This window comes from Providencia sp. PROV174 (genome assembly GCF_028480685.1).
Classification (GTDB): Bacteria; Pseudomonadota; Gammaproteobacteria; order Enterobacterales; family Enterobacteriaceae; genus Providencia; species Providencia rettgeri.
Window position 1 is genome coordinate 149419 of sequence record NZ_JAMPOT010000017.1, and the last position, 20178, is coordinate 169596.

Here is a 20178-nt window from a genome sequence, read left to right on the forward strand (position 1 = left end):
AATTACCTCTTGGTTGTGAAGAAACCGCCTTTTTTCTTCTGGTATAAATCACGCAGCGCCTGTGTCATCGCATCCACTGTGTCGTCATGGCCAGCGAATGGGAACGTTGTAATTTCCTCCACGGTTTCCACTATCCACGGAGCAATGTCTTTGTGCGGTAACCACACGTTACCCGCCTCCCACTCAGCGGTGCAGGCATGAGCACGTGCGATTTTACTACCATCAGGCTCAACAGGAATTAAGCCCGACACGGTCGATTTAAGAGAGTCGATAACTGCAGGGCCATTAGCTTTATCCTCCACCAGCTTACGACGCCCTTCAGGGAATTTTTCTGCTAAGAGCTTCACTGCATCCTTAGTTTGAGTAAAGCTCATGCGTTTTCGAATTTGATAAAGCAGATACGCATTAGCATCTTTCTTGCCCCAAACCTGCCCCACTACATAGTCGGTACCGTCACTGTCTTTAAAGGTCATATCCCAACTATGAATAACCTTGTCGAATTTATCAGGTAGGTCTTTAGGTAAGTAATAGCGTACAAACTCTTCGTGGAAGATTTGACCGTCGCCCGGCTTCGGCGATTGTTGATACATAGCAGACCAGAAGTAATCACCCAGTATTGCTTTGGTTTCTAGCAGCTTATCGATAGGGTGAAGTTCTGGTACCAACGCTTCCCCTTGCTCATTAATGGCAGGGAATGCGAGCACCTTGGTTTCAGGGGCTTTCTCTTTTAATTGACCAGATAAATCATCGGTAGCCCACCGCGTGGCCATGATGATTTCGCCGCTGTTTTTTGATAAGCGAGTCTTAAAGGTCGATACGTACCAGTTCCAAATCGATTTTTTAACCGTCGGGCTAAGTGCTTCTTTCGAGTTTTTTATTGGGTCATCAATAATCCCGAGGTCAACTTTCTTACCCGTTAATGGACCACCGACACCCGCGCATACATAACTGCCTTTGTGGTTGGCAATGCCAAACTCGTCAGAGTTACGCTTAACAGCGATGCCATTCTCAGGCTTATTGCCTAACCAGCTCTTAGGAAATAACACACGATATTCAGCCGACATCATAATTCGCTGAACATCGGTGTTCATATCGCCAGCTAAATCAGATGAATACGACAGCGCCCCAACTCGCATGTTAGGGTATTTTCCAAAGAAATAAGCAGGAAGATAGCGGGAAACAATATCAGACTTGCCGTGCTGTGGCGGTGCCCCTAATATTAATTTAGGGCGCTTACCCGCCATCATATCAATCAAGAACTGGTCGAGCGCATCACACACCGTTTGAGAGAAATGGCTCGTGATGTATTCAGGGTTTAAGTATTGAATGAATTCATGCAAACTGCGGCGCGCTATCTCCCTTTCGATCTCTTCATCAAATAAGCTGAAATCGATGTTCATAGCCACACCTAAAATGGAATAAATAGCCCTTTCACCTCAAAATGATGGTGAAATGGAAAGTGAGTTTTTGATAACAAATTAGCAACGAATAAAAAGCCTAAATTCAGGAAGAAGATTTAGACTTTTATCGGTTTGAGGTGACATTTTAGCTGAGTTGAAAAGCCGCAGGGCATGTAAGCACCATTATGTTAAATAAATATAATTATGAAAAAAACATTATCAACATAGACATATATTAAAATTTCTTTATAATTTTATTTTATCTGATTTTCCACAAGGAAATAAAATGGTTCCCTCCTCTAAACAAACTAAGAAAAAGAAAAATAACAATATGATTGTCGTTCCATTCATTTTTCAATTCATCATGCTTATCATTGCCCTTTTATTAATCTATCTTATGCATATAGGAAAAATAACTCTTGACACTCAAATTAATCCAACAATATCTTTCCTAGTTGATAAATATTACGGCCTTGAAACTTTCTACTTTGGACTATTTTTATTATTCATAGCCATAATTTATTTTTTTTATCTTAGTTCTAAAGAATTAAAAGATCAGTGTGTCAATAAGTTAATTAAATATTCCGGAATAATTTTTTCTATTTTTATATCAGGGAAATTATGGGCATATTCTACACTATTGTGTTTCTTCTACTTAGCGCCTCATTATGTACCATCTTTCCCAGAACCTAAAACTCACTTTATATTTATTATAATCTTCCCAGTATTAGCAGTTGCATTAACCCTTTCTTATCCTTATATCTGCAAAAAAATAATATATAAAAAAGATATACACAATAAGAAAAAACCATAAATAAGTCATATGCGAGTTGAACTCTCAAAACATAGTCATAAGGAATAGATAATATCTTTCCTTATGACTTATAAGATCAACATTCGAATCCCTTTAGGTTGAAGTTTTACTGTTATATCTAGATCTCTATACTGAATCATTTTAATAATGATTCTCTATATATCATTATGTTAAGTAAGTAGCTTTAATTTTTTCTCAATTGTAGGAGCTGCTCAAAACTCAAATGACTAAGGTCAATCCCAGTTGATTGAATAGGCTTACCATCCGCACCGGTTACTTCAGTTCTATTTTTCACCATACCTAAATGCTGCGCAACCATTTTAAGCGCATCATCTTGATTACGAGTAATCACCTCAACACCAAACTTGCCCTCTTTCACACCAGCAAACAAACGACGAGCCGCGCCAGTTAAATCACGTGTATCGTGAAAATGTGCACGGCCAATACCAGCACCATTACATCGAGGACAATCAGGGTTAGGGTCTAATGTGTCATCGTAACCGTAACCGCCAACATCTTGCGGAGGTGGTTTACTTGCTGCCATGGCTTTTTTCACAGCATCTTCATATTCGACCGCATCACGCCACTGATAATTAAAACCAAAGCCCCAACAATGACGGCAACACAATCGACGATATTCTGTCAGCTCATTAACGTCTGCAGTCGCAATATCCCACCACATTTTTAATACGGCATCTTGGGTGATTTCGGTTCTGCGTTCTCGTTCAGCTAGCGCGTCTCTGATTGCTTGATTGACCTCAATATTTCTATATATCTGACTTGCGCTAGCATAGGCATTTTGGCCATCACATTTACCACCTGCTCTTTTATATGCAGCCGTTCGATTTAAGTCGATAAGATACTCATTGACGAAACGAAATTGTAGGTCTGTAAGCTTGTAGTTGCACAGGTTAAACGTACTTTCATCATTGTGCGCACCATATTGTTCTCTACTCTGCGCAGTTGGTATTGCGCTGTTACATATAGGCTCTTTTGCGCATTCTTTTTCGTGCGCAGTGCGCAATTTTTTGTGCGCAGTTTTTTGCGCAGATTGCGCAGCCGGCCTTTTAATATATCGCCTTGCTGTTGCGTAATTAAGTCCCTGGTCTTCACACCACTCTTTAGGGGATATTCCTGATTTAGCGTGTTCGGTGAGGAACTGTTGCTGTAGCGTCCCCCAATCCAGTTTAGCCATCGTCTTTATCTCCTTAGCCCATTAGAAAGTCTACTTGTAGGAATAAACTTTCTGATTAGCTATTTCCCTCAATAAAAAACCCGCACTTGACGGGTCATGCATTGATTTATTAAGTTTTCACAAGGAATAAATACTATTGAAATATCAATATTCTTTGCCTATCAAAACCATAGCTACTTGCAAAACTAAGGTATTCCTTTAATAACTCTGGTGGCATAGTTGGAGTACGCGATAGTACCCACAGATAATCTTTGTTAGGGCCAACAACTAATGAATATTGATAGTTATCATCGAGCTTAATAATATTATAACCGCCATAAAAAGGACCGAAGAATGAAACCTTCAAAGCCCCTACATCAGAAGATTCAACAAAGTAAGCTTTTCCGATACTTTCTTTCCATTTTTTATTCTCCGAATCCCATCCTTTGTTTACTACTTTTACGCCTCCATCATCACGAAGGGAATAATTAGCAGAGACCTTACTTAATCCTTTTTCAAATCGATTATCGATTCTAGCTACCTCATACCACTCCCCAAGATAACGAGACAAATCAAAATTCTTAACAGGTGAAATATCCTTTGGCACTTTAACACTGCAACCGTTAAGTAGCAGCATACTTAAAAACATTAATGTGGACTTTATCTGCATTGTAATCTCACTCAGAATTCGCTGATGAGATACTTTCGCATAAAAAAGGCTGCTGAGCGACCTATTCAATATTCGGTAAGTACATCTGAGCTTCTTTCACTACTCGTTCTCTTGCGGTTAGTAGTAATTGCTTCCTACCACCAACTCCCCAGTTAGCCATTGTTCTTGCACAGCTACTTACATTTTTGGTTTCAGTGTTGATGACGTGATCTAACTTATTAAGCTTAGCCATAACATCCAAACCTTTCCTTGCTGCATCTTTGAATGTGTTGTAAACGAGAATTTCAAACTCAGGCTTTAACCAAGCAGCATATCTAATGACAACTAACTCTAAAGCCCATACTCCATGATTTAGCCCACCATTGATAACTTTAACCGCAGTGCAATTTTGCATTGCGCTTAATTTATCAACAAATGCCTTTATCTGCTTACTTCTCAAGAACTGGCTAGGGTTTTGATTTTCTCTTGCTTCCCCATTAATTACTGCTGAGGCATGCAAATCGTTCAAGCTATATCTGCCTTCATTATCAACTCTGACGGATACTCCATTAACACTTACTCTTGGATAACTCATGATGTATTACCTTTCAAAAAAGAGACCTCAGTTCTCACAGAACAAGCCTGACCCGAGCACACCTATAACAGGCTGTCCTCTGAAGTCGCTTTTGTGAATGGTCTCGGGGTTGTGATGTTTGCGTGTGAGATACGCTTTGAATAGAGATAAGCAATCGGTACGCACGGATTGAGGTTGCCCCCAATATGAGTACCTATTTTTATTTACTGATTTTATTGGGTTTATTTTTTGCAACCATCATCACGTATCACTACGTTACTTTTGTCACTTACGGCTTACCCGTCAGCAAGATATGGACCTCACTTAATTGCGAAGAAGCCATTAAAAAGCCCCGCTATTGCGAGGCTCATGGTGAATTCTTGTTATCTATTTAATATCTGATGGCATGTTGGGCATTGATTTAGGAATTTCTTTTTCACCATATTCTTCAGCTATGGCCATTACTTCCTTATATGGGCGAACATACGGACCAACTACAACAGTAATGTTTTTCCTTTCTGCCTCTTCATGCGTTAACTTCATAGCTTCGACTGTCATCACCAATGCTACTTTCAAAGCAGCGCCTGTCCATGGTAAATACTTAATATCGTCCTCTTCACTACCTGCCATGACAGCCTCCCTAAATGCTACTCATTTACTAGATTCTACCCTACAAAAAAGACTGATGCCTTGCCTAACCAGTTTGGTATGGCTATTGATGTTAATAATAAGAGAAAACCAACTACTAAGTATTGGAAAACATAAAGCATACGGATAAATAGCTCTTTTAATATCATAGAGTGTACCCTTTATTGCTAATGTGATTAATTACCAAAATAAGTATTAACACCTAAAATATAGCAGCTCATTTTCATTTGTCAGGCATCCCTAACCATACCAATCCCATACAGATACCATGGGTTAATACTAATATTACAGCTCTATGCAGATAAAAATGGTAGTCAAATTGTTCTGCTATAATTAAAAATGATCTTTTGTAACTTATAACTTCACACTAAAAGGAAGAAAATATGTTGAAAAAAACCAGTTTCCTCATCTGCTCATTAGCTGTTGTTTTCACATTAACTGCCTGTAACACCACTAAAGGTGTTGGTGAAGACATAGAGGCTGGCGGAGAGGCAATACAAAGAGCAGCTCAGTAAGAAATCTACTCTCATGCCTAAAACACTAGAGGTTATATTTATTCTTCTAGTGTTTCTCTGGACATTTAACGACACTCAATTCTGTATTTTCTTTTCCGTATTTGCTTACACTTAATTCATGTGAAAACTTTGCTAATCATCTATGCTGATAGTGTATTCAAATTATTGCTTCGTTTTATTTCGCCCCTAAACTGGGGCTTTTCTTTGTTTTTACTGCGTATTTTCTCATACCTCCCTTATAAAAACTCGTATAGGCTGGCTATTATGTATTATTATTTTCCATCATTTACTATATCTACTCTCATTTTTAATATTGATGATAGCGTCTTCATTGAATAAAGTTGCGACTCAAATAATCCTTTTTCACTGTCTGGTAGTTTATTAAACACTCTACTACGTATAAATTTGACTAAATATCTAATTCTTAAATCTAAGAGTGCTGAATCATTTAGTAATTGTTGGTTTCTATTTTTCATACTACTTTAGTATAGCTAATTACACTAATAATGGGTATTTAAAGGGTAGATGTAAACACAGAGATTTCAAATTATTAATGACTGGTCATACCAAATTAAAGGCTGATGAGAGATTTATTCAATATCTGGCTACTAAAAAGCCCCCAAATGGAGGCTCATTGTTCACTTAATCGACTATCAATTTAAAATACTTAGAAATAATTTTGCATACTTTGAAATACCGACTATGTTTAAAGAGATATTCAATTGTATAAAGCAACATCTTTTAGCCTACCGCTGTGTAGGCTTTTTTTATTTGATCACCTGTCGTTGCTGTTCAATTTCCCGTATTGCTTTCTTGGCTATCTCTAAATAGGCATCTTTAATCAACTCAGAGTAAGTCACTGTGAACACTCCGTTCTAATATAATCTTGCAGCCCTAATACCATTCGTGTTAATTTTACAATTCGCTCTCTGAGTAACCAATAATTTCGGATAGCGGAGTCAGTAGGTCTGGCGGAGATTGCATCATCCATGCCGGAGGGGGTAAGGCTTTCGGCTTTTTTACAACTGGCTTTGATGTACACCCGTTCAGGATTACGCTCAGCAGCAATACGCAGCTTATCAATTTCAATCTTTGCATTAGCTAATTCCTGAGTATGTTTAGTATCGAGTTGATGAAGGGATTGGATACGTTCTTGGTAATCTTCATTAATTTTGACTTGCTCTGTAAGCTCAACGAGTAGTTCGGCATTCTTGGTGTTTAGCTCACCTATCCTTTCGTGTTGTATCCACATTCCCCATATGGCTACCCATGCAGCGATAAATAATAATGCTCTGACTTTATTCATGGCGGTTACCATATAGAAGATTAAAAATTAACTTGCCGACCTTTATAGTAATCGATAGCTTTTTGGCAGCGTTTTTCTAAACTGACCTTATCAATGCCGCATGTGTTATCTGTCAAACGGTAAGCGCCAAAAGCAATAATTGATATCGTGAGTAGCATAAAGCAAATTACAACCACTATAGATTTCCATGGCATATTGCCGCCTCCGCTTCTCTGCGATTAACGAGGCCACGCCATACCTTTCCACCAGCGTAAACCCATTTTTTAAGTTCTTCACAAGCACCGTATTGGTCACCTGCATTAAGCTTTTTAAGCATTGTCGACTTAGCAAATGCCCCAGTACCAACATTAAATGCAAATGAATAAAGAGCGGCTTTTGTATGTTCATCAACAGGAACTTTAACCAAGCGATCTACCTGTAGTTTAGTTCTCATAAAATCCAGCTCTAACAGCTCGTTGCATTCTTCTTTGGTGTAAATTTTATTGGGAACAATGTCTTTCCCCGTATGACCATAACAGACCGTTAATACCCCACCCACATCTTCATAAGGCTCATATCTAACACCTTCAAAATACGCAATCACCGTTAAAGCGATAGCCGAAGCCCCTGCACCAACAAGCACAGTTAATTTTTGTTTGAGTGACATTAGATATCCTTAGGTGCTTTCGCCATAAGTTCGGCGGCTTTTCGTGCAGTAGCAGAGGGGTTTAGAGGGTCAGTTTTATTAACGAGTTCTTCAAATAAACGTGTTCGCTTTCGTTGCTCTCGTCGATTCATAAAGAAAGTAGCAAGACCAAGGATGATGCTAAACGCCATCCCAATAATAAAGCCCCACTCATAAAGTGATAAGCTTGCGAAAAATGCTGTTAGCCCAGCACTACCGTAGGCTGCGTTGCTATATTTATCCATACGCATGATTTCACCCCCTACGGAGTGCCTAATATTAATTTCAAAAATAAAATATAATCATTGACTTTTCAATCCAGCAAACTAACAATACCGATACATGGTTGATGTATGAATTTATAAATATCCTAAAAGGAGAAAGCGGCATGTCACCACAAGACCTTTTCTTTATTAATGGCTCCATTCGAAACTTTAAAATTGCATTATTTCAATTAGTAAGCGACTTTGGACCAAACTATGAAGCCAATTTCATCATTACCTATGATGAAATAAAGAATGCTACTGGTAGGTCCAGACTAGCCACAGTGGTTCTAGAAGAGTATGTTGGATATCTAAGTAACCATGGATTTTCAGTAAATAGTGATGGTTCTTCAACGCTATACCTTTCAACCTCAGCAGGTAGGGTTGTACTATCAGGGAATGAATCCGTCGAACTAGCAACTTCTATTCGTACATTTAGAACTAGAGCTGCTATGAATGGTCATGTAGATGACATGTAACCCATAAAGGTAACGGCAATTTTCACTTGGTTTAGAAAACAAAAAACCCAGCGCATTGGCTGGGTTAGTTAGTCACAGTTACTAAAACGGCAACTTACCTTGAAATAGTGGCTCATTGGTTCAAAGAAGTCAACACGTTCTTACTATTATTTTTCTTTTTCCACTCATTATCGCGTATTTTAAATGCATTATAGAGATGTGGGTAAATTAAATACTCGGCAAAACGGATGATTTCTTTTACCTCACGACGACACGTTGCCATCGAGGGCTTTCGATATTCAAGCGTGCGATTTCTGCGAACCATCTGGCGTGGCTGTGCAATACCATAGTAATAACGAGCAATGGCACGGTCAGAACTCACAAAGGCATAGCGTAATAACAATAACGTGAATGCAATTCGGTCTATATGATAAATTTTATCGACGACCTTGGTGATTAACATTCCATCGTCGTCATTACACATTTCCCTTTCTGGATAATCACGCTTTTCTACCGTTGCCATAAATTCAGCAATGATATTGCTCTGCCGTTTTTCTAATCGACCACTGTAAACCCAAGCACCGAATTTGGATAGCCAACCTTGCAACCAAGCTTCTTGCTCAGCATCAAGTACAAGCCCATCAGAAATACTTTTTATACTCGACATGCGCGCAGCTCCATCACTTCTCTTTTGGTTTGCTCAAGTAGTTCACTCTCAGTACCGTGAATTTCTTGCCATGTTTTAGGCGCTGCATGAAATCCAGTATCGTAACTAGGCCGGTGATGAGGTGGACATAAAGGTAAAACATCTTTATGGCTAGCTCGCTGCGCCATTCCCTGCCCCGTTCTTACATGATGAATTTCCGCGAGACTTGCCCCATACCCCATATTGCGACAGCAAATGCAGCCAAGTTCTGCTACATCCGATAGCCACTGTTTATCTTCTTTGGTCTTTGATTTTTTGGTCATTGGTCTTGCCTCTAGGTAAAATCTAATAACTGAGCCGCCGCATTTTCAGCAGCTTCTTGGGTGGAAAATTCACGAAATAGAATGAAGTTCCAGAGCACATCGAGGGTTGATTTGTAGAGTTCGCCAAAGGCTAGGCCATCCATTTTGGCAAAGCTGATTGATTTAGCGACACGGCGTAGACTACCGTCTGGCATTTCGAAAGTTTCATAGTGGCCAGATTGTTCAACTACCCAGTAACGAAAAGCATCAAAGGATTTGGTTGCTGAGATATTGTGAGCGCGTTTCTGTGCTATCTCATTTAGGTAAACATCTGCGGCTGACTGGAGGGCATCATCATTATCGGTGTAATAAGCGAGGAATTTAACGTAACCACGAACCAATTCTTTTTCTTCAGGAGAAATGGTACCGCCGGTTGATTCCCAGTATTCATAACCTAGATTGAGTAATGCGAAGTATTTACGGTGGAAACGTGGGTTGCGAGCTTTCTTGAAATCAGCCGAAAGCACATCACCACATTTAATTTTGGAATGCAAAAAATCTCTCGCAGCGGGATTAGCCGGTACAAGAGTGTCGTTAGACATTTTGATAAAGCTATGCTGTGCCATACGTTTCTCTCAGTAGACACAGCAAGTGTTAAGATTGGGTGTTCAAACCAATAAGTAAATTATATAGCAAGTATAGTTATATAACCAATGTCTATTTATATGGTATTTAAAATTACCTTGGCAATAATCATATATCTACAACACCAATTAAAAAAGACTTAATATTATTTTTCTTTTTACTTCAACAAAGCCACTATAGTCTTTCATTTGTTGTTCAAAACGTAATACATCGTTTAACATTGACTGTATAAATAAATTTTCACCGTCTCGAGGTATGTAGTAATTCAGATAGTCTTTAAGTTCATCTATTTCACTATTTTTTATTTGCCTCATTAAAAATATCATATTTTTTTCAACAACTAATATTTGTCCATTTAAATTAAGGAGCATGGAAAATAGCTCTGGACTACTAACAGCTGAATTAATTAAAACCTCATGGCTAAAGTATTTTGGGACATAAGGGATTTGACCTGTTTTTACAACCCCACCGTTAGGTAATTTAAAATAAACACTATTCCATTCAGCCTCTTGTGATAGTTTAGAATCAATTGATACAGCCTTATTAGCTAAGTCTTGTAATTCAATTATAAAAAGGAGATATTGTAATACTAAAAAAGCTTCTTTTCCTGCAACGTCTAAAATACCCATTACATTATTATTTCTGTCAGCTTTTTTCTGGCGGTCATTATCATTCTTTTGTTTATTATATATTTCAATTGAAGTTTCAATTGATTTTTTAGCTGCATTTAACGATTCTTTAGCTATGTTTGTCGCCTCTTCTGTCAACTCCAAAGAACTCTTTGTTATTCTCAATGAGTTCTCCGATAAAAGATTCGCCCTATCTGTTTTTTTTAAAGCTTTAGCTGTGAATCGTAAAGATATTATTGCAATAACAATACCCCAGTTCCAATTTTCATAAACCCAATCCCATGCTTCATTTAAGCATGCTGCTTCTAGAGCCAAACATTCAAGTATCATATTCGATCCATAACTAATATTTTTACTTATTCTACATCCAATTTAAATTCGTGCCATCCATTGGTTACCCAGCACATGAAACTACCACTAAAGCAACACACCTCTACTGGTAAGCGTTTGCCATATTTACCACAAAACCAACCTTACTAACTCAGGTATCTTACGTTTAAGTCTTGCATCATCTATCCCGACATAAAATTTTAGCTCTAATTTCCTTTAATGCTTGCTGCCCTATCAGTCGATATTTTCCTTCTTTATCAATTAACTCTGACGTAGAAACCCCTCTTTTATTTTGGCCTATTAACGGCTTGATTGGTGGGATTGGCTTACCTTCCTGTATCTGGTTGTAATAGGCTATCAACTGCTTTTTGATAGATTCCCTGATCTCTTTATCAGACAAGTTATACTGCGTCATTCGTCGCCTTGCCTCTGGCACAATCCAATACATCACCGCTGATTTCCAAGGGAATGCCTCAACGGATGGATATCGCCACTCCATGTTGCTATAGCGCTTCATTTCAGCCATGACCTCACAAACTGAAGGTAGACCCATAGCTTGCATCATTCCCTCGCGACACCAACTGATGAACTTTCCGCAGGATGGGAAAAAATCAGACTCTTGCTGCCTAGCCACACTCATTCCCGCTTTCAATTGCTCAACAGATGTTATGCCATTTTCGATAAACGCCAGCACCCATTGCCGTTTGGTTGCTGAAATATCGTCTTGGTTTGAAAACACAGTATGCTTTGCTGCTGGGAAAATTTGCACTAAGTTATCAAACAGCATATCAACCAACTTTTCCGCATGCTCATTGATGCCAACGGGTTTATTGATTGGCTGAATTAGGCTTGATAATTTTTTGCCATCTCTGTTTTCAATTGCGGAGAGAAGACTTTTCATAGTGTGTTCTCCCATGCTTCAGGGCTATTCCAGTGAGCTTGTGCTGGCGAGCAATCTTCACTCTGTGGAATTTCAGCAAATTTTAATACCAGTTTGTCCCACTGTTTTCGAAGTGTGCTTGGGCTAAGAATATTTTTGCACCAAAATGGGTCCTTATTTGCCCTATCAAACAACCTGCAAATCTGCCTATGCGTCCTGCTATCAATCGTGCGCATCAACCGTACCTCATTGGCCCATAAAGCCCAGTTAGGTTCTTTCGGGGGTTTGATGTCATCATCAGATTCAGATGCATTTTCGTAAAGCTCAGTCACCCGTTTGGATATCCACTGCGCACAAAGCAAATCATCCGATGTACCCCACTGCCGTTTCTTTGCACTGAACACAACGGCATCAGGGTGACGGGCTACAAACGAATTATCATTCATGTTTTCGTCAGGTTGTGAAACGACCGGACAAGAAGGGTTTATATTCTCTGTAGTATTCTCTGTTGTAATCTCTGTAGGATCGAACTGCGGATTTGTTTCACCGCCACCGTCGAATTTGTCTTGTGGCGACTGTTCATTTTGTTGTTTCGCCAAATCCCCATTGTGACTTCCCCCGATTGCGCTTTGCGCATTTGGTAGATTATCAATAGGTTGCGTCATAATTTGGTCAAGTTGGTCACAATCTATGCGGTAATATATTTTGTGTTCTAAACGCCTATCCGTTTCAATTAAAATCCCACGTTTCACAAGATGTTTTCTTGCGGTGAGTTGCTCGCGATAGCTTAACCCCGTTTCGGCCGTAATGTCCTCAGAAGACTTATAGACCCCTAATTCGGAATCAGTTTTATCCTGCCAATAAAATATCTGGCTAAAAAATATCACCGCATTGACGCTACCAAGGCGTTTAACTAGACCAGGGTAGTAAGCCACTGGCCGCCCAAAATCGAGTAACAAGTCTGATGGCCTCATTTCACACCCCCAGCGCTTTAGCGATATCGCGGCAAGCGTTCTGGTACTGCTCAGGCGACAATTTCTTTAAAAGTAGCTTTTGTTTTTGTTGTTCGTACTGAATCCCAATATTGAGCGCTACCGCCCTTCTTCCCTCGAAAATATCTTCGATTTGTTTTCTGTCTGCAGGCTTTCCATTCAATAAAAAACCATTGCAGTAGGTAATCAGTTCAGTCGTTCTTAGCATTGGTCTTGCCTCTTGAATTAGTGCACGCTGGTCGGGCGTGGTATTGCATTTAGTGCGGTAATAGCACTATTGATGTTTCGTGACATGTCACGACCCTCAAGTAGAATTTCGGTCATTGCATCTGCAAATCGCTGTATGGCCACTGATGCTAAATAGTTTTTCGTGTCGCCTCGTACTCGAGCTAACCTCGAGGCTGGCAACGCCATTTCAATCGCAGGCATCAGCTCTGCTAATTTTTTCATTGATGCGTTCGAGTCGCCTCGCAACCAACGAAATATCTGCTGTCGGTTATTGTTAATTGCTTTCCAATCCGCTTGGCCTTGTTCATCTTCAATCACATGCAAGCGGTTCTGTGATTTGCCTCTTGTGATCTGCAAATACGCGCGGCTTATCTCAATCGCTACGTGCTCTTGACCATGTTCTGTAGCCCAGCTCTCAATTTCAGAGCGGACAATATCGATATCAAAACTCATCTCTGCGTCTCCTGTCGCAAAATTGATTATGAATAATCAGTTTTTTAATCTGATAGCTGTAATACTGATGGCTCGTTAGGTAAGCCATCGTAAGGGTTTGGATAAATATCTGGTGCAACTTCATGGGGAGTTATATCCCATCCAAGGCATTCACATAAACTCAAAACCTTTTGTGCTGGGACTCCATTTTTAAACCATAAATTAACCGTTTGTGGTTTTGTTCCTAATCGTCTCGCTATCTCTGACTGATTAGCTAGGTTATTAATTTTACTTTTTACAAGTGGTGTCATTTCCGTCTCCTTAAATAATTACAAGTTAATCTTACAACCAAACATACGTAAATTTCAAGTTTTTCTTGAAGTGATAACTACAAGGAACTCTTGTAAGATGATTTATATGAAAAAGAATCCGAATGAAATTTCAGCCTCTAGAATCAACCAAGCCTTAACTGAGCGGGGTTGGTCACAATCTGAGCTTGCTCGGCGTATTGGTGTTAGCCCTCAGTCTGTACAATTTTGGGTAAGTGGAAAAACAGCACCTCGAGGTAATAATTTAGCATCACTGTCTTCAATTACGGGCTATCCAGAACATTGGTTTTTTATGGATGATGCTGCAGCTGAATCAACAGAAAAACCAGTTTTTACTAGGATTTCGGCCGACTCTTATCTTGTTGAACATCTTGATATTGAGGCAAGTGCAGGACCAGGTATTATCACTAAAGGTGAATTTACTGAAACCATCCGTTCTATCGAATACTCTACAGATGAAGCCCTAAAGTTATTTGGTAATCGACCTAGTTCTAATATAAAAATGATCACCGTTGCTGGTGATAGCATGCATGATACTATCAGCCCTGGTGACCAAGTATTCATTGATATCCATATAAACTATTTTGATGGTGATGGCGTTTATGTATTTGTGTTTGGCCAGACACTGCATATCAAGCGATTACAAATGATTAAAAATGAATTAACTGTCATATCAGATAACACAAAATACCGTGATTGGCATATTGCCAAGGAAGATGAAGAACAGTTTCATATCGCAGGCAAAGTCCTTCTTAGTCAAACAAAAACCTACAAGCGTTACGCATAAATAAAAACCAAAAAATCAATGTCGATTACAAGAAGTTAACTCTTCTTGTAATTTTTCACGCCTATAGCTACAAGTTTATTTTGTAAACAACACTTGATTAATTCAATTTAAACTTGTAAATTGAATTTAAAGACAAACAACACAGCAAGTGTTTCGTCAGGTGTTCAAACCAAATTTTTAGTAGTGACGGTAAGATTTTTAGACCAAAGCCAGAGGCAAGACCAGACAGCTCGGAAAGACGAGTATTGATTTGCAGACGTAAAAAAACCCACCGAAGTGGGTTCCTTTACCTCGGGTCGCCGACCAAAGCTAACCGAGAGTTCTACTAGCGCGACCAAACGCTAGAAGAGGCAAGACCAATGATAAATCACTGATCACAGTTATTTTAAAGGAGCTGCTATGAAAGCACAACCTAAAACCCTAAGCGTTACTCTGTATATTCATGCACAAAAGCAACCTGATGGTTCATATCAATTCAACACCTATGCATTTAAGTCTGATGTGAAATCAGGACTAGGCTTCGTTATTGCTGAACACATTACTGAAATTCCTTTTACAGAACCAACCAATGCAGAACTTGTTCAGTTAGAAATCAATGCACTCAAAGCTGAACAAAGCAAAATTCTTGCTGATGCGCAGGTGAAATCAAGCTTACTGGAAGACCAGATCCAGATGCTGCTCTGTTTAGAAGGCAAACCCATTTCTAAAACTGACGAACAAATCCCTTATTAAGAGGCAAGACCAATGACAACTTTTATCTGTGTATTTGAGCCTACGACCGAGGCTCGAACCAATGGCGCTGTACCTTTAACCATCGCTTTCAATGCGGCTAACTCTAAGATTGCAGCAGCAACGGCAATGATTAAGCTATCAGAAGCTTATCCTGACTCGATGGATAACTTTAATATTGACGAGCCGATTATTTGTGAGGATGCTGTAGGTTCCACTCGCCCTGCACTCGATCAGTTCGATGAAACCTTTGCACTTGAAAATGAGTTCGACGGAGAAAAATGGCACCCCATTAAATATAAAGAATTTAAAAAGCTGGCCACTAAACCTCGCATAGCTGCTTTATTGCTATTTAGTAAAACTCAAATTACTGATAAGGAATACACTTTTACATTAAAGGTACTAAGCGAAGAAGCAGAACCTAAAATTCGTAATATTGCCACCGGCCTTGCTGAAATCACCAAAGTTTCATTGATGGATGCTGAAGCCACGATGGAAATTGCACAGGCGGTTTATGAGCATGCTGACGATAATGTCACCATCGAAGATGCTAAGGCGCTTGGTGAAAGTTGGTTAACCGAGGAACCTGAACTTCCTCCCATTGAGGACGAACCTGTCCTTAAACGTGATTATGCCGCACTTGATCTCGAAATTGCCCTTGCACTCTTGGACATTAAACCAAGCGATACAAAAAGTGCAGATATTCGTAAAGCAAAGGAACTCATCAACGCTGAAGATAAGGCATGGAAACGTTTATCAATGGATTTACGTACATTCCCTAGCGTTCTAGATATCCCTCGCGAAAGCATCTTTGCACTAGTGGCCGAAGCTCGTGAAAAACCTGAACTATTTGATGATGCAAATGCCCGTAAAGCGTTTATTGATTCAAAGCTTGGTACCAATAGCCCTAAGGTAACTTCACTCGGGAGTGGTCGTTTTGCAGTTGATAATTTAGATGCCAAGCCGGCTAATGATGAAACACCTGAGCAACCGACTAAAACAGAAAAACCAAAGCGCACCAGTAAAAAGAAAAACACACCGGCTAAAGTAGAAAAAAAACCTGAACCGATTGTGATTGAGACACCTGTTGTTCCTACGCCAATTGCCGCTGAACAAGATGATTTTGAACAACGTGCAGCGGTACTTGATGAGGTGCTTAATAGCGGTAATACAAACCATCTTAATATTTGGAAGCAAGTACAACGTACTGATTCACGCTTTACCAAACCACTTGATGGCATGGGCTTTGTTGGTACCAGTATCAACAGCACCTATATGTTTATGCGTGCGACTGAAATATTTGGCCCAATAGGTGAAGGCTGGGGTTATGAAATCATTGAAGAAAAAATGATTGATGGAAAGCCGCTTGTCGAGCCCGTACTCGATGCCCACCATAAACAAGTCGCAATGAGGTTCCTGCGTGATGGGGATGGAACATTACTCTTTGAACAAAATCACTCAATCAAGATCCGCTTTTGGTACATCATCGAAGGCGAAACTCGCGGTGAGTTTGAGAGTTACGGTGCCACACCTTATCGCTATCAGACCAAGCAAGGAATAAGAACGGACAGTGAAGTGATAAAAAAATCACTCACCGATTCCATCAAAAAAGCACTTTCCATGCTGGGCTTTAGTTCTGACGTATTTATGGGAATGCATGATAACGCTGAATATGTGGCAAGCAATAAGCTCGAGTATGAAATCAAAGCCGCCAGCGATAACGCTGAAGATGCGACCCGCATTCGCAAAGAGTTAGACGAGAAGTTCACGCGACACACTGAAACGATGCGCAGTGCGGTGACGCCAAACGAATTACGGGGTATCACATCCACCCTCACCCGCGAAATTTCAACGCATGCCAAATTGGCCAAACAACGTGGCGACAGTGAATATGAAAAATATTTAAACGGCCGTCTACGCCGATTAAATGCAATTGAAAAAGAGTGTTTAGACCAACTGAAACAAAAAGAAGAGGCAATCTAATGACCAAGACAACTGCTATTGCAATGGCTGCTGACTACAGCAAATTACAACAGCTCGTCGAAACAGGTGAATTCACCGCAGAAGATGTCGCCGATACCTTAGAGGGCATCGAGTGTGAATTAGGCGACAAACTGGATGCAATTATGCTTCATGCCCGTAATTTAGAGGGACAAGCTAAAACACTGGATGAGGAATCTAAACGCTTGGCTGACCGTAAAAAGTCATTCGAACACCAAGTTAAGAACCTGAAAAAATATGCATTGGATTGCTTGTTAACATCTGGCAAAGACAAGTTAAAAACCACGAAAAACACCTTTACGGCTCGCACTGGTGTTGTGCGTGTCATCATCGATAACGAAGCAGCCTTACCTGATGAGTTGGTAGATGTTCAGACCATTACTGCCCCTGATAAGAAACGAATTAAAGAAGCGATTGAAAACGGTATTGAGATACCTGGTGCTCACTTAGAAGTGGGTGACCGTTCATTAATGGTTCGTTAATCACTTTAGCGCCCAGCAATGGGCGCATATCAGGAGATATTTTTATGGCCATGAAATTAGAAGTCATCATTACTCACGATGAAACTAACAATAAATGCAGCGTTGAGTGGACTACGGCTTCGACTCAACAAGTCACTCGGCAAGAAGAACAAACGCTATCACTGGTAAAAAAAGCGTTGTTACTTCAACTGGGTTACCCAACGGCACCCGCTGCTATCCATTAATGTGACATGTCACAAACGAGGCAAGACCAATGCTAAGACACGAACATCAAAAAGACCAGGAAGTAAAAATCACCCTGCCCGATGGCTCGCACGGGTTTGTTTCAACAGATAGACGTTGCAAGGTTTCTTATGACTTTCCGGCGCATGTCAAAATTGAAATACAGCCTACAGTAACCGCACAGCAAAGGGTGGTCGGCAATCTAATTGATTAAGCATAATCAGTTTTATTCTGCATTTTTTCTTACTGTGGTGGTTTATTCAAAACCAATGGATAACCACCATGAAACAACCACAATTAACCCCTTGGACACCCGAGGAGCAGTTATTAACTGAGTTTGATATTAAGTTAGGCAAGTTAGCTGCCAGTGTAAAAAACAGACCATGCACTGAATCTGATACCAAGCATGCCTGCGACATTGCTGACCAGCTTATTTTATCTATGATGAGGCAAGACCAAGATGAAACAAAATATCACAGAAGGCTATGATTTATTTCGCCGCGACATTAAACAAGCGGACATAGGAGGAAGTTATGTTATATGAATGTTTGCCTATTTCCGCATACTGCAATATGTACGGAGAAACACCAGAGTCCATTAATAAGCGCATACAACGGCAATATTGGATAGTCGGTGTACATGTTTTAAAAGTTGAAGGTTCAAAAGAACGTTGGATTGATATTGCTGAGGTGAATAAGTGGGCGCGAAAAAACAAACAGGCTACGCACTACCAAGAGGGGTGACAGTTCGTAACAACAAAACCAGCCAAACTATTGTTATCACGTTTACTTATAGAGGGGCGCTCTGTAGAGAGCCTCTCTCTAGACTAACCGTCGATAATAAAAACATTAAATACGCTGAGAGGCTACTCGCTGAAATTCAAAATAACATTGAAAAAGGCACGTTTAATTATGCTAAATATTTTCCTAACTCTAAAAAATTAATGCTTTTTGGTGTTAATAATCGCGAGAAAAGAGTGGTTGACTATTTAGAGGAATATTTAGTTATTTGCGAAACTCGAAATTTATCGCCCTCAACAATTGGCGGTTATAAAAAATGCAAAAATGCCTTGTCTGATTTGCACCAATTGCATGTTTCATCACTGACACCTGCTATTCTTAAAAACTGGATACAAAAACAAACAACAGTATTAAAAACTATCCGTAACCAGCTCTCTTTCTTGCGTAGCTCGCTAGATGAAGCCATTACTGATGGGATTATATCAATTAATCCTGTCAGCCTAGTATCAGCATCAAGATATCAATCGAAAAATAGTGGTTCTGAAAGTAACTATATTGTTGACCCGTTATCACCACAAGAAGTATTCGCCCTACTCGCTGCAGCAAAATATGAGCAATGGAAAAACTTATTCCAGTTTGCCATTAATACTGGGTTAAGAAGCTCTGAACTATGTGCATTGAGATGGAGTGATATCGATTTCATAGAAAATACCGCACACGTGCAATCCGCCAGCGTAGTAGGTGTTATTAAGAAAACCAAAACTAAAGCTGGTACCAGAAAGGTAGAGTTGAATAGTGAAGCCATGAACGCCCTGAATGACCAAAAGCAATTCACCTTTATGAAAGATGGTGTAATTTTTGAAGATCCGAAAACAAATAAGCCCTGGGCTGGCGCTGACTCAATCAGAAAGAAAGCATGGGTACCAACGCTAAAGAAAGCTGGTATCAGATATAGGAATCCATATCAGACGAGGCATACCTTTGCCACGAGACATATCAGCCAAGGCGCTAACCTGTTTTGGCTAGCTGGGCAAATGGGACACAAAGGGCCAGAGATGTTGTTTAGGCATTATGGGGGTTATCTTAAGGAGTATGATGGGAAAATAGCACACAAATATGCTTAGTCTAAACTCAATGTAGTTATACTCATTAAACTAAATAAAGACTACCATCAACCATTATTTATAGCTATTATAGTTTAACAAAAATCAAGTATACTGTGAAGTTCATATAGCATGATAAATAGTTAAACCTTACGATTTATTATAAAAATAGCCATGTATTTTTGTCTTAACCAAATACAGCCTAGGAATATAACATTATTTGTATATTCGATTAG

General features: G+C 39.6%; 31 protein-coding genes. 12 read left to right on the plus strand and 19 right to left on the minus strand.

All coding sequences use genetic code 11. The features are described from left to right. Nucleotides 1-2 precede the first annotated feature (2 nt). The gene (gene terL / locus PSE60_RS15305) at nucleotides 3-1400 is read right to left on the minus strand and encodes a phage terminase large subunit (RefSeq protein WP_272665953.1); all 1398 of its coding nucleotides are present in this window, start codon (nucleotides 1398-1400) and stop codon (nucleotides 3-5) included. 286 nt (nucleotides 1401-1686) lie between these two features. Between terL and PSE60_RS15310 the strand changes: the two genes are divergently transcribed. Continuing rightward, nucleotides 1687-2214: a hypothetical protein gene (locus PSE60_RS15310; RefSeq protein WP_272665954.1), complete on the plus strand. Its 528-nt coding sequence runs from the start codon at nucleotides 1687-1689 to the stop codon at nucleotides 2212-2214. A gap of 184 nt (nucleotides 2215-2398) precedes the next feature. On the opposite strand, the gene PSE60_RS15315 is transcribed toward PSE60_RS15310, so the two are convergent. The 4 genes from PSE60_RS15315 to PSE60_RS15330 all read right to left on the minus strand — a co-directional run bounded on the left by PSE60_RS15315 (nucleotide 2399) and on the right by PSE60_RS15330 (nucleotide 5241). Further along, on the minus strand, nucleotides 2399-3409 hold the full coding sequence (locus PSE60_RS15315) for a terminase small subunit (RefSeq protein WP_272665955.1): 1011 nt from the start codon (nucleotides 3407-3409) through the stop codon (nucleotides 2399-2401). Nucleotides 3410-3542: 133 nt separating this feature from the next. Then, nucleotides 3543-4058 carry a lipocalin family protein gene (locus PSE60_RS15320; protein ID WP_219246812.1) on the minus strand — a complete coding sequence of 172 codons (516 nt, stop codon included), beginning with the start codon at nucleotides 4056-4058 and terminating at the stop codon, nucleotides 3543-3545. Between the two features lie 61 nt (nucleotides 4059-4119). Further along, entirely contained in the window at nucleotides 4120-4632 is a 513-nt protein-coding gene (locus PSE60_RS15325) for a KilA-N domain-containing protein (protein ID WP_219246810.1), read from the minus strand. Between the two features lie 366 nt (nucleotides 4633-4998). After that, nucleotides 4999-5241 (minus strand): hypothetical protein, encoded by a 243-nt coding sequence (locus tag PSE60_RS15330; protein ID WP_272579227.1) that lies wholly within the window; start codon nucleotides 5239-5241, stop codon nucleotides 4999-5001. A 401-nt stretch (nucleotides 5242-5642) separates the two neighbouring features. Here PSE60_RS15330 and PSE60_RS15335 point away from each other — a divergent pair, with 401 nt between their 5' ends. Next, nucleotides 5643-5774, plus strand: coding sequence for an entericidin A/B family lipoprotein (locus PSE60_RS15335; protein WP_272579228.1), 132 nt, complete (start codon nucleotides 5643-5645; stop codon nucleotides 5772-5774). Between the two features lie 272 nt (nucleotides 5775-6046). On the opposite strand, the gene PSE60_RS20645 is transcribed toward PSE60_RS15335, so the two are convergent. The 5 genes from PSE60_RS20645 to PSE60_RS15355 form a co-directional block, all read right to left on the minus strand. After that, nucleotides 6047-6250 (minus strand): crAss001_48 related protein, encoded by a 204-nt coding sequence (locus PSE60_RS20645; RefSeq protein WP_442959488.1) that lies wholly within the window; start codon nucleotides 6248-6250, stop codon nucleotides 6047-6049. Between the two features lie 380 nt (nucleotides 6251-6630). After that, a complete protein-coding gene (locus tag PSE60_RS15340; RefSeq protein ID WP_226537931.1) occupies nucleotides 6631-7080 on the minus strand; it encodes a lysis protein in 450 nt (149 codons plus the stop codon). Nucleotides 7081-7100: 20 nt separating this feature from the next. Further along, nucleotides 7101-7274 carry a hypothetical protein gene (locus PSE60_RS15345; protein ID WP_272665956.1) on the minus strand — a complete coding sequence of 58 codons (174 nt, stop codon included), beginning with the start codon at nucleotides 7272-7274 and terminating at the stop codon, nucleotides 7101-7103. Further along, entirely contained in the window at nucleotides 7256-7726 is a 471-nt protein-coding gene (locus tag PSE60_RS15350) for a lysozyme (protein WP_272579230.1), read from the minus strand. The genes PSE60_RS15345 and PSE60_RS15350 overlap by 19 nt, the downstream gene beginning before the upstream one ends. Further along, nucleotides 7726-7995, minus strand: coding sequence for an HP1 family phage holin (locus tag PSE60_RS15355; RefSeq protein WP_004918813.1), 270 nt, complete (start codon nucleotides 7993-7995; stop codon nucleotides 7726-7728). Before PSE60_RS15355 ends, PSE60_RS15350 begins: the two co-directional genes overlap by 1 nt. Nucleotides 7996-8132: 137 nt before the next feature. Between PSE60_RS15355 and PSE60_RS15360 the strand changes: the two genes are divergently transcribed. Then, on the plus strand, nucleotides 8133-8486 hold the full coding sequence (locus PSE60_RS15360) for a hypothetical protein (RefSeq protein WP_272579231.1): 354 nt from the start codon (nucleotides 8133-8135) through the stop codon (nucleotides 8484-8486). Nucleotides 8487-8598: 112 nt separating this feature from the next. Here the strand turns inward: PSE60_RS15360 and PSE60_RS15365 are convergent, their stop codons facing one another. From PSE60_RS15365 to PSE60_RS15405, 9 genes are all read right to left on the minus strand, one after another. Then, nucleotides 8599-9132, minus strand: coding sequence for an antiterminator Q family protein (locus PSE60_RS15365; RefSeq protein ID WP_272665957.1), 534 nt, complete (start codon nucleotides 9130-9132; stop codon nucleotides 8599-8601). Beyond that, a complete protein-coding gene (locus PSE60_RS15370; protein WP_272665958.1) occupies nucleotides 9120-9434 on the minus strand; it encodes a Ref family recombination enhancement nuclease in 315 nt (104 codons plus the stop codon). The genes PSE60_RS15365 and PSE60_RS15370 overlap by 13 nt, the downstream gene beginning before the upstream one ends. Before the next feature lie 11 nt (nucleotides 9435-9445). Beyond that, nucleotides 9446-10039, minus strand: coding sequence for a DUF1367 family protein (locus PSE60_RS15375; RefSeq protein WP_272665959.1), 594 nt, complete (start codon nucleotides 10037-10039; stop codon nucleotides 9446-9448). A 147-nt stretch (nucleotides 10040-10186) separates the two neighbouring features. Beyond that, nucleotides 10187-11017, minus strand: a complete 831-nt coding sequence (locus tag PSE60_RS15380; protein WP_272665960.1) for a hypothetical protein — start codon at nucleotides 11015-11017, stop codon at nucleotides 10187-10189. Between the two features lie 178 nt (nucleotides 11018-11195). After that, nucleotides 11196-11918 carry a replication protein P gene (locus PSE60_RS15385; protein ID WP_272665961.1) on the minus strand — a complete coding sequence of 241 codons (723 nt, stop codon included), beginning with the start codon at nucleotides 11916-11918 and terminating at the stop codon, nucleotides 11196-11198. Further along, complete coding sequence (locus PSE60_RS15390) at nucleotides 11915-12871, minus strand: hypothetical protein (protein WP_272665962.1); 957 nt, start codon at nucleotides 12869-12871, stop codon at nucleotides 11915-11917. The genes PSE60_RS15385 and PSE60_RS15390 overlap by 4 nt, the downstream gene beginning before the upstream one ends. Nucleotide 12872: 1 nt before the next feature. Next, nucleotides 12873-13097, minus strand: coding sequence for a hypothetical protein (locus PSE60_RS15395; protein ID WP_272665963.1), 225 nt, complete (start codon nucleotides 13095-13097; stop codon nucleotides 12873-12875). Nucleotides 13098-13114: 17 nt separating this feature from the next. Then, on the minus strand, nucleotides 13115-13570 hold the full coding sequence (locus PSE60_RS15400; RefSeq protein ID WP_272665964.1) for a toxin YdaT family protein: 456 nt from the start codon (nucleotides 13568-13570) through the stop codon (nucleotides 13115-13117). A 44-nt stretch (nucleotides 13571-13614) separates the two neighbouring features. Beyond that, complete coding sequence (locus PSE60_RS15405; protein ID WP_140178354.1) at nucleotides 13615-13860, minus strand: transcriptional regulator; 246 nt, start codon at nucleotides 13858-13860, stop codon at nucleotides 13615-13617. A gap of 106 nt (nucleotides 13861-13966) precedes the next feature. On the opposite strand from PSE60_RS15405, the gene PSE60_RS15410 reads away from it, so the two are divergent. The 9 genes from PSE60_RS15410 (at nucleotide 13967) to PSE60_RS15450 (ending at nucleotide 19963) form a co-directional block, all read left to right on the plus strand. Further along, nucleotides 13967-14665, plus strand: a complete 699-nt coding sequence (locus PSE60_RS15410; RefSeq protein WP_096863465.1) for an XRE family transcriptional regulator — start codon at nucleotides 13967-13969, stop codon at nucleotides 14663-14665. Nucleotides 14666-15064: 399 nt separating this feature from the next. Beyond that, nucleotides 15065-15397, plus strand: coding sequence for a hypothetical protein (locus PSE60_RS15415; protein WP_272665965.1), 333 nt, complete (start codon nucleotides 15065-15067; stop codon nucleotides 15395-15397). Between the two features lie 12 nt (nucleotides 15398-15409). Further along, nucleotides 15410-17377 carry a hypothetical protein gene (locus PSE60_RS15420; RefSeq protein WP_272665966.1) on the plus strand — a complete coding sequence of 656 codons (1968 nt, stop codon included), beginning with the start codon at nucleotides 15410-15412 and terminating at the stop codon, nucleotides 17375-17377. Next, on the plus strand, nucleotides 17377-17877 hold the full coding sequence (locus PSE60_RS15425; RefSeq protein ID WP_272665967.1) for a siphovirus Gp157 family protein: 501 nt from the start codon (nucleotides 17377-17379) through the stop codon (nucleotides 17875-17877). Before PSE60_RS15420 ends, PSE60_RS15425 begins: the two co-directional genes overlap by 1 nt. A gap of 44 nt (nucleotides 17878-17921) precedes the next feature. Continuing rightward, a complete protein-coding gene (locus PSE60_RS15430; protein ID WP_272576768.1) occupies nucleotides 17922-18101 on the plus strand; it encodes a hypothetical protein in 180 nt (59 codons plus the stop codon). A gap of 29 nt (nucleotides 18102-18130) precedes the next feature. After that, a complete protein-coding gene (locus tag PSE60_RS15435) occupies nucleotides 18131-18313 on the plus strand; it encodes a hypothetical protein (RefSeq protein WP_210782572.1) in 183 nt (60 codons plus the stop codon). A 68-nt stretch (nucleotides 18314-18381) separates the two neighbouring features. Next, nucleotides 18382-18588, plus strand: a complete 207-nt coding sequence (locus PSE60_RS15440; RefSeq protein WP_272665968.1) for a hypothetical protein — start codon at nucleotides 18382-18384, stop codon at nucleotides 18586-18588. Nucleotides 18589-18632: 44 nt separating this feature from the next. Beyond that, nucleotides 18633-18842 (plus strand): excisionase, encoded by a 210-nt coding sequence (locus tag PSE60_RS15445; protein ID WP_068445436.1) that lies wholly within the window; start codon nucleotides 18633-18635, stop codon nucleotides 18840-18842. Continuing rightward, complete coding sequence (locus PSE60_RS15450) at nucleotides 18797-19963, plus strand: site-specific integrase (protein WP_272665969.1); 1167 nt, start codon at nucleotides 18797-18799, stop codon at nucleotides 19961-19963. Before PSE60_RS15445 ends, PSE60_RS15450 begins: the two co-directional genes overlap by 46 nt. The last annotated feature ends 215 nt before the right edge of the window (nucleotides 19964-20178 follow it).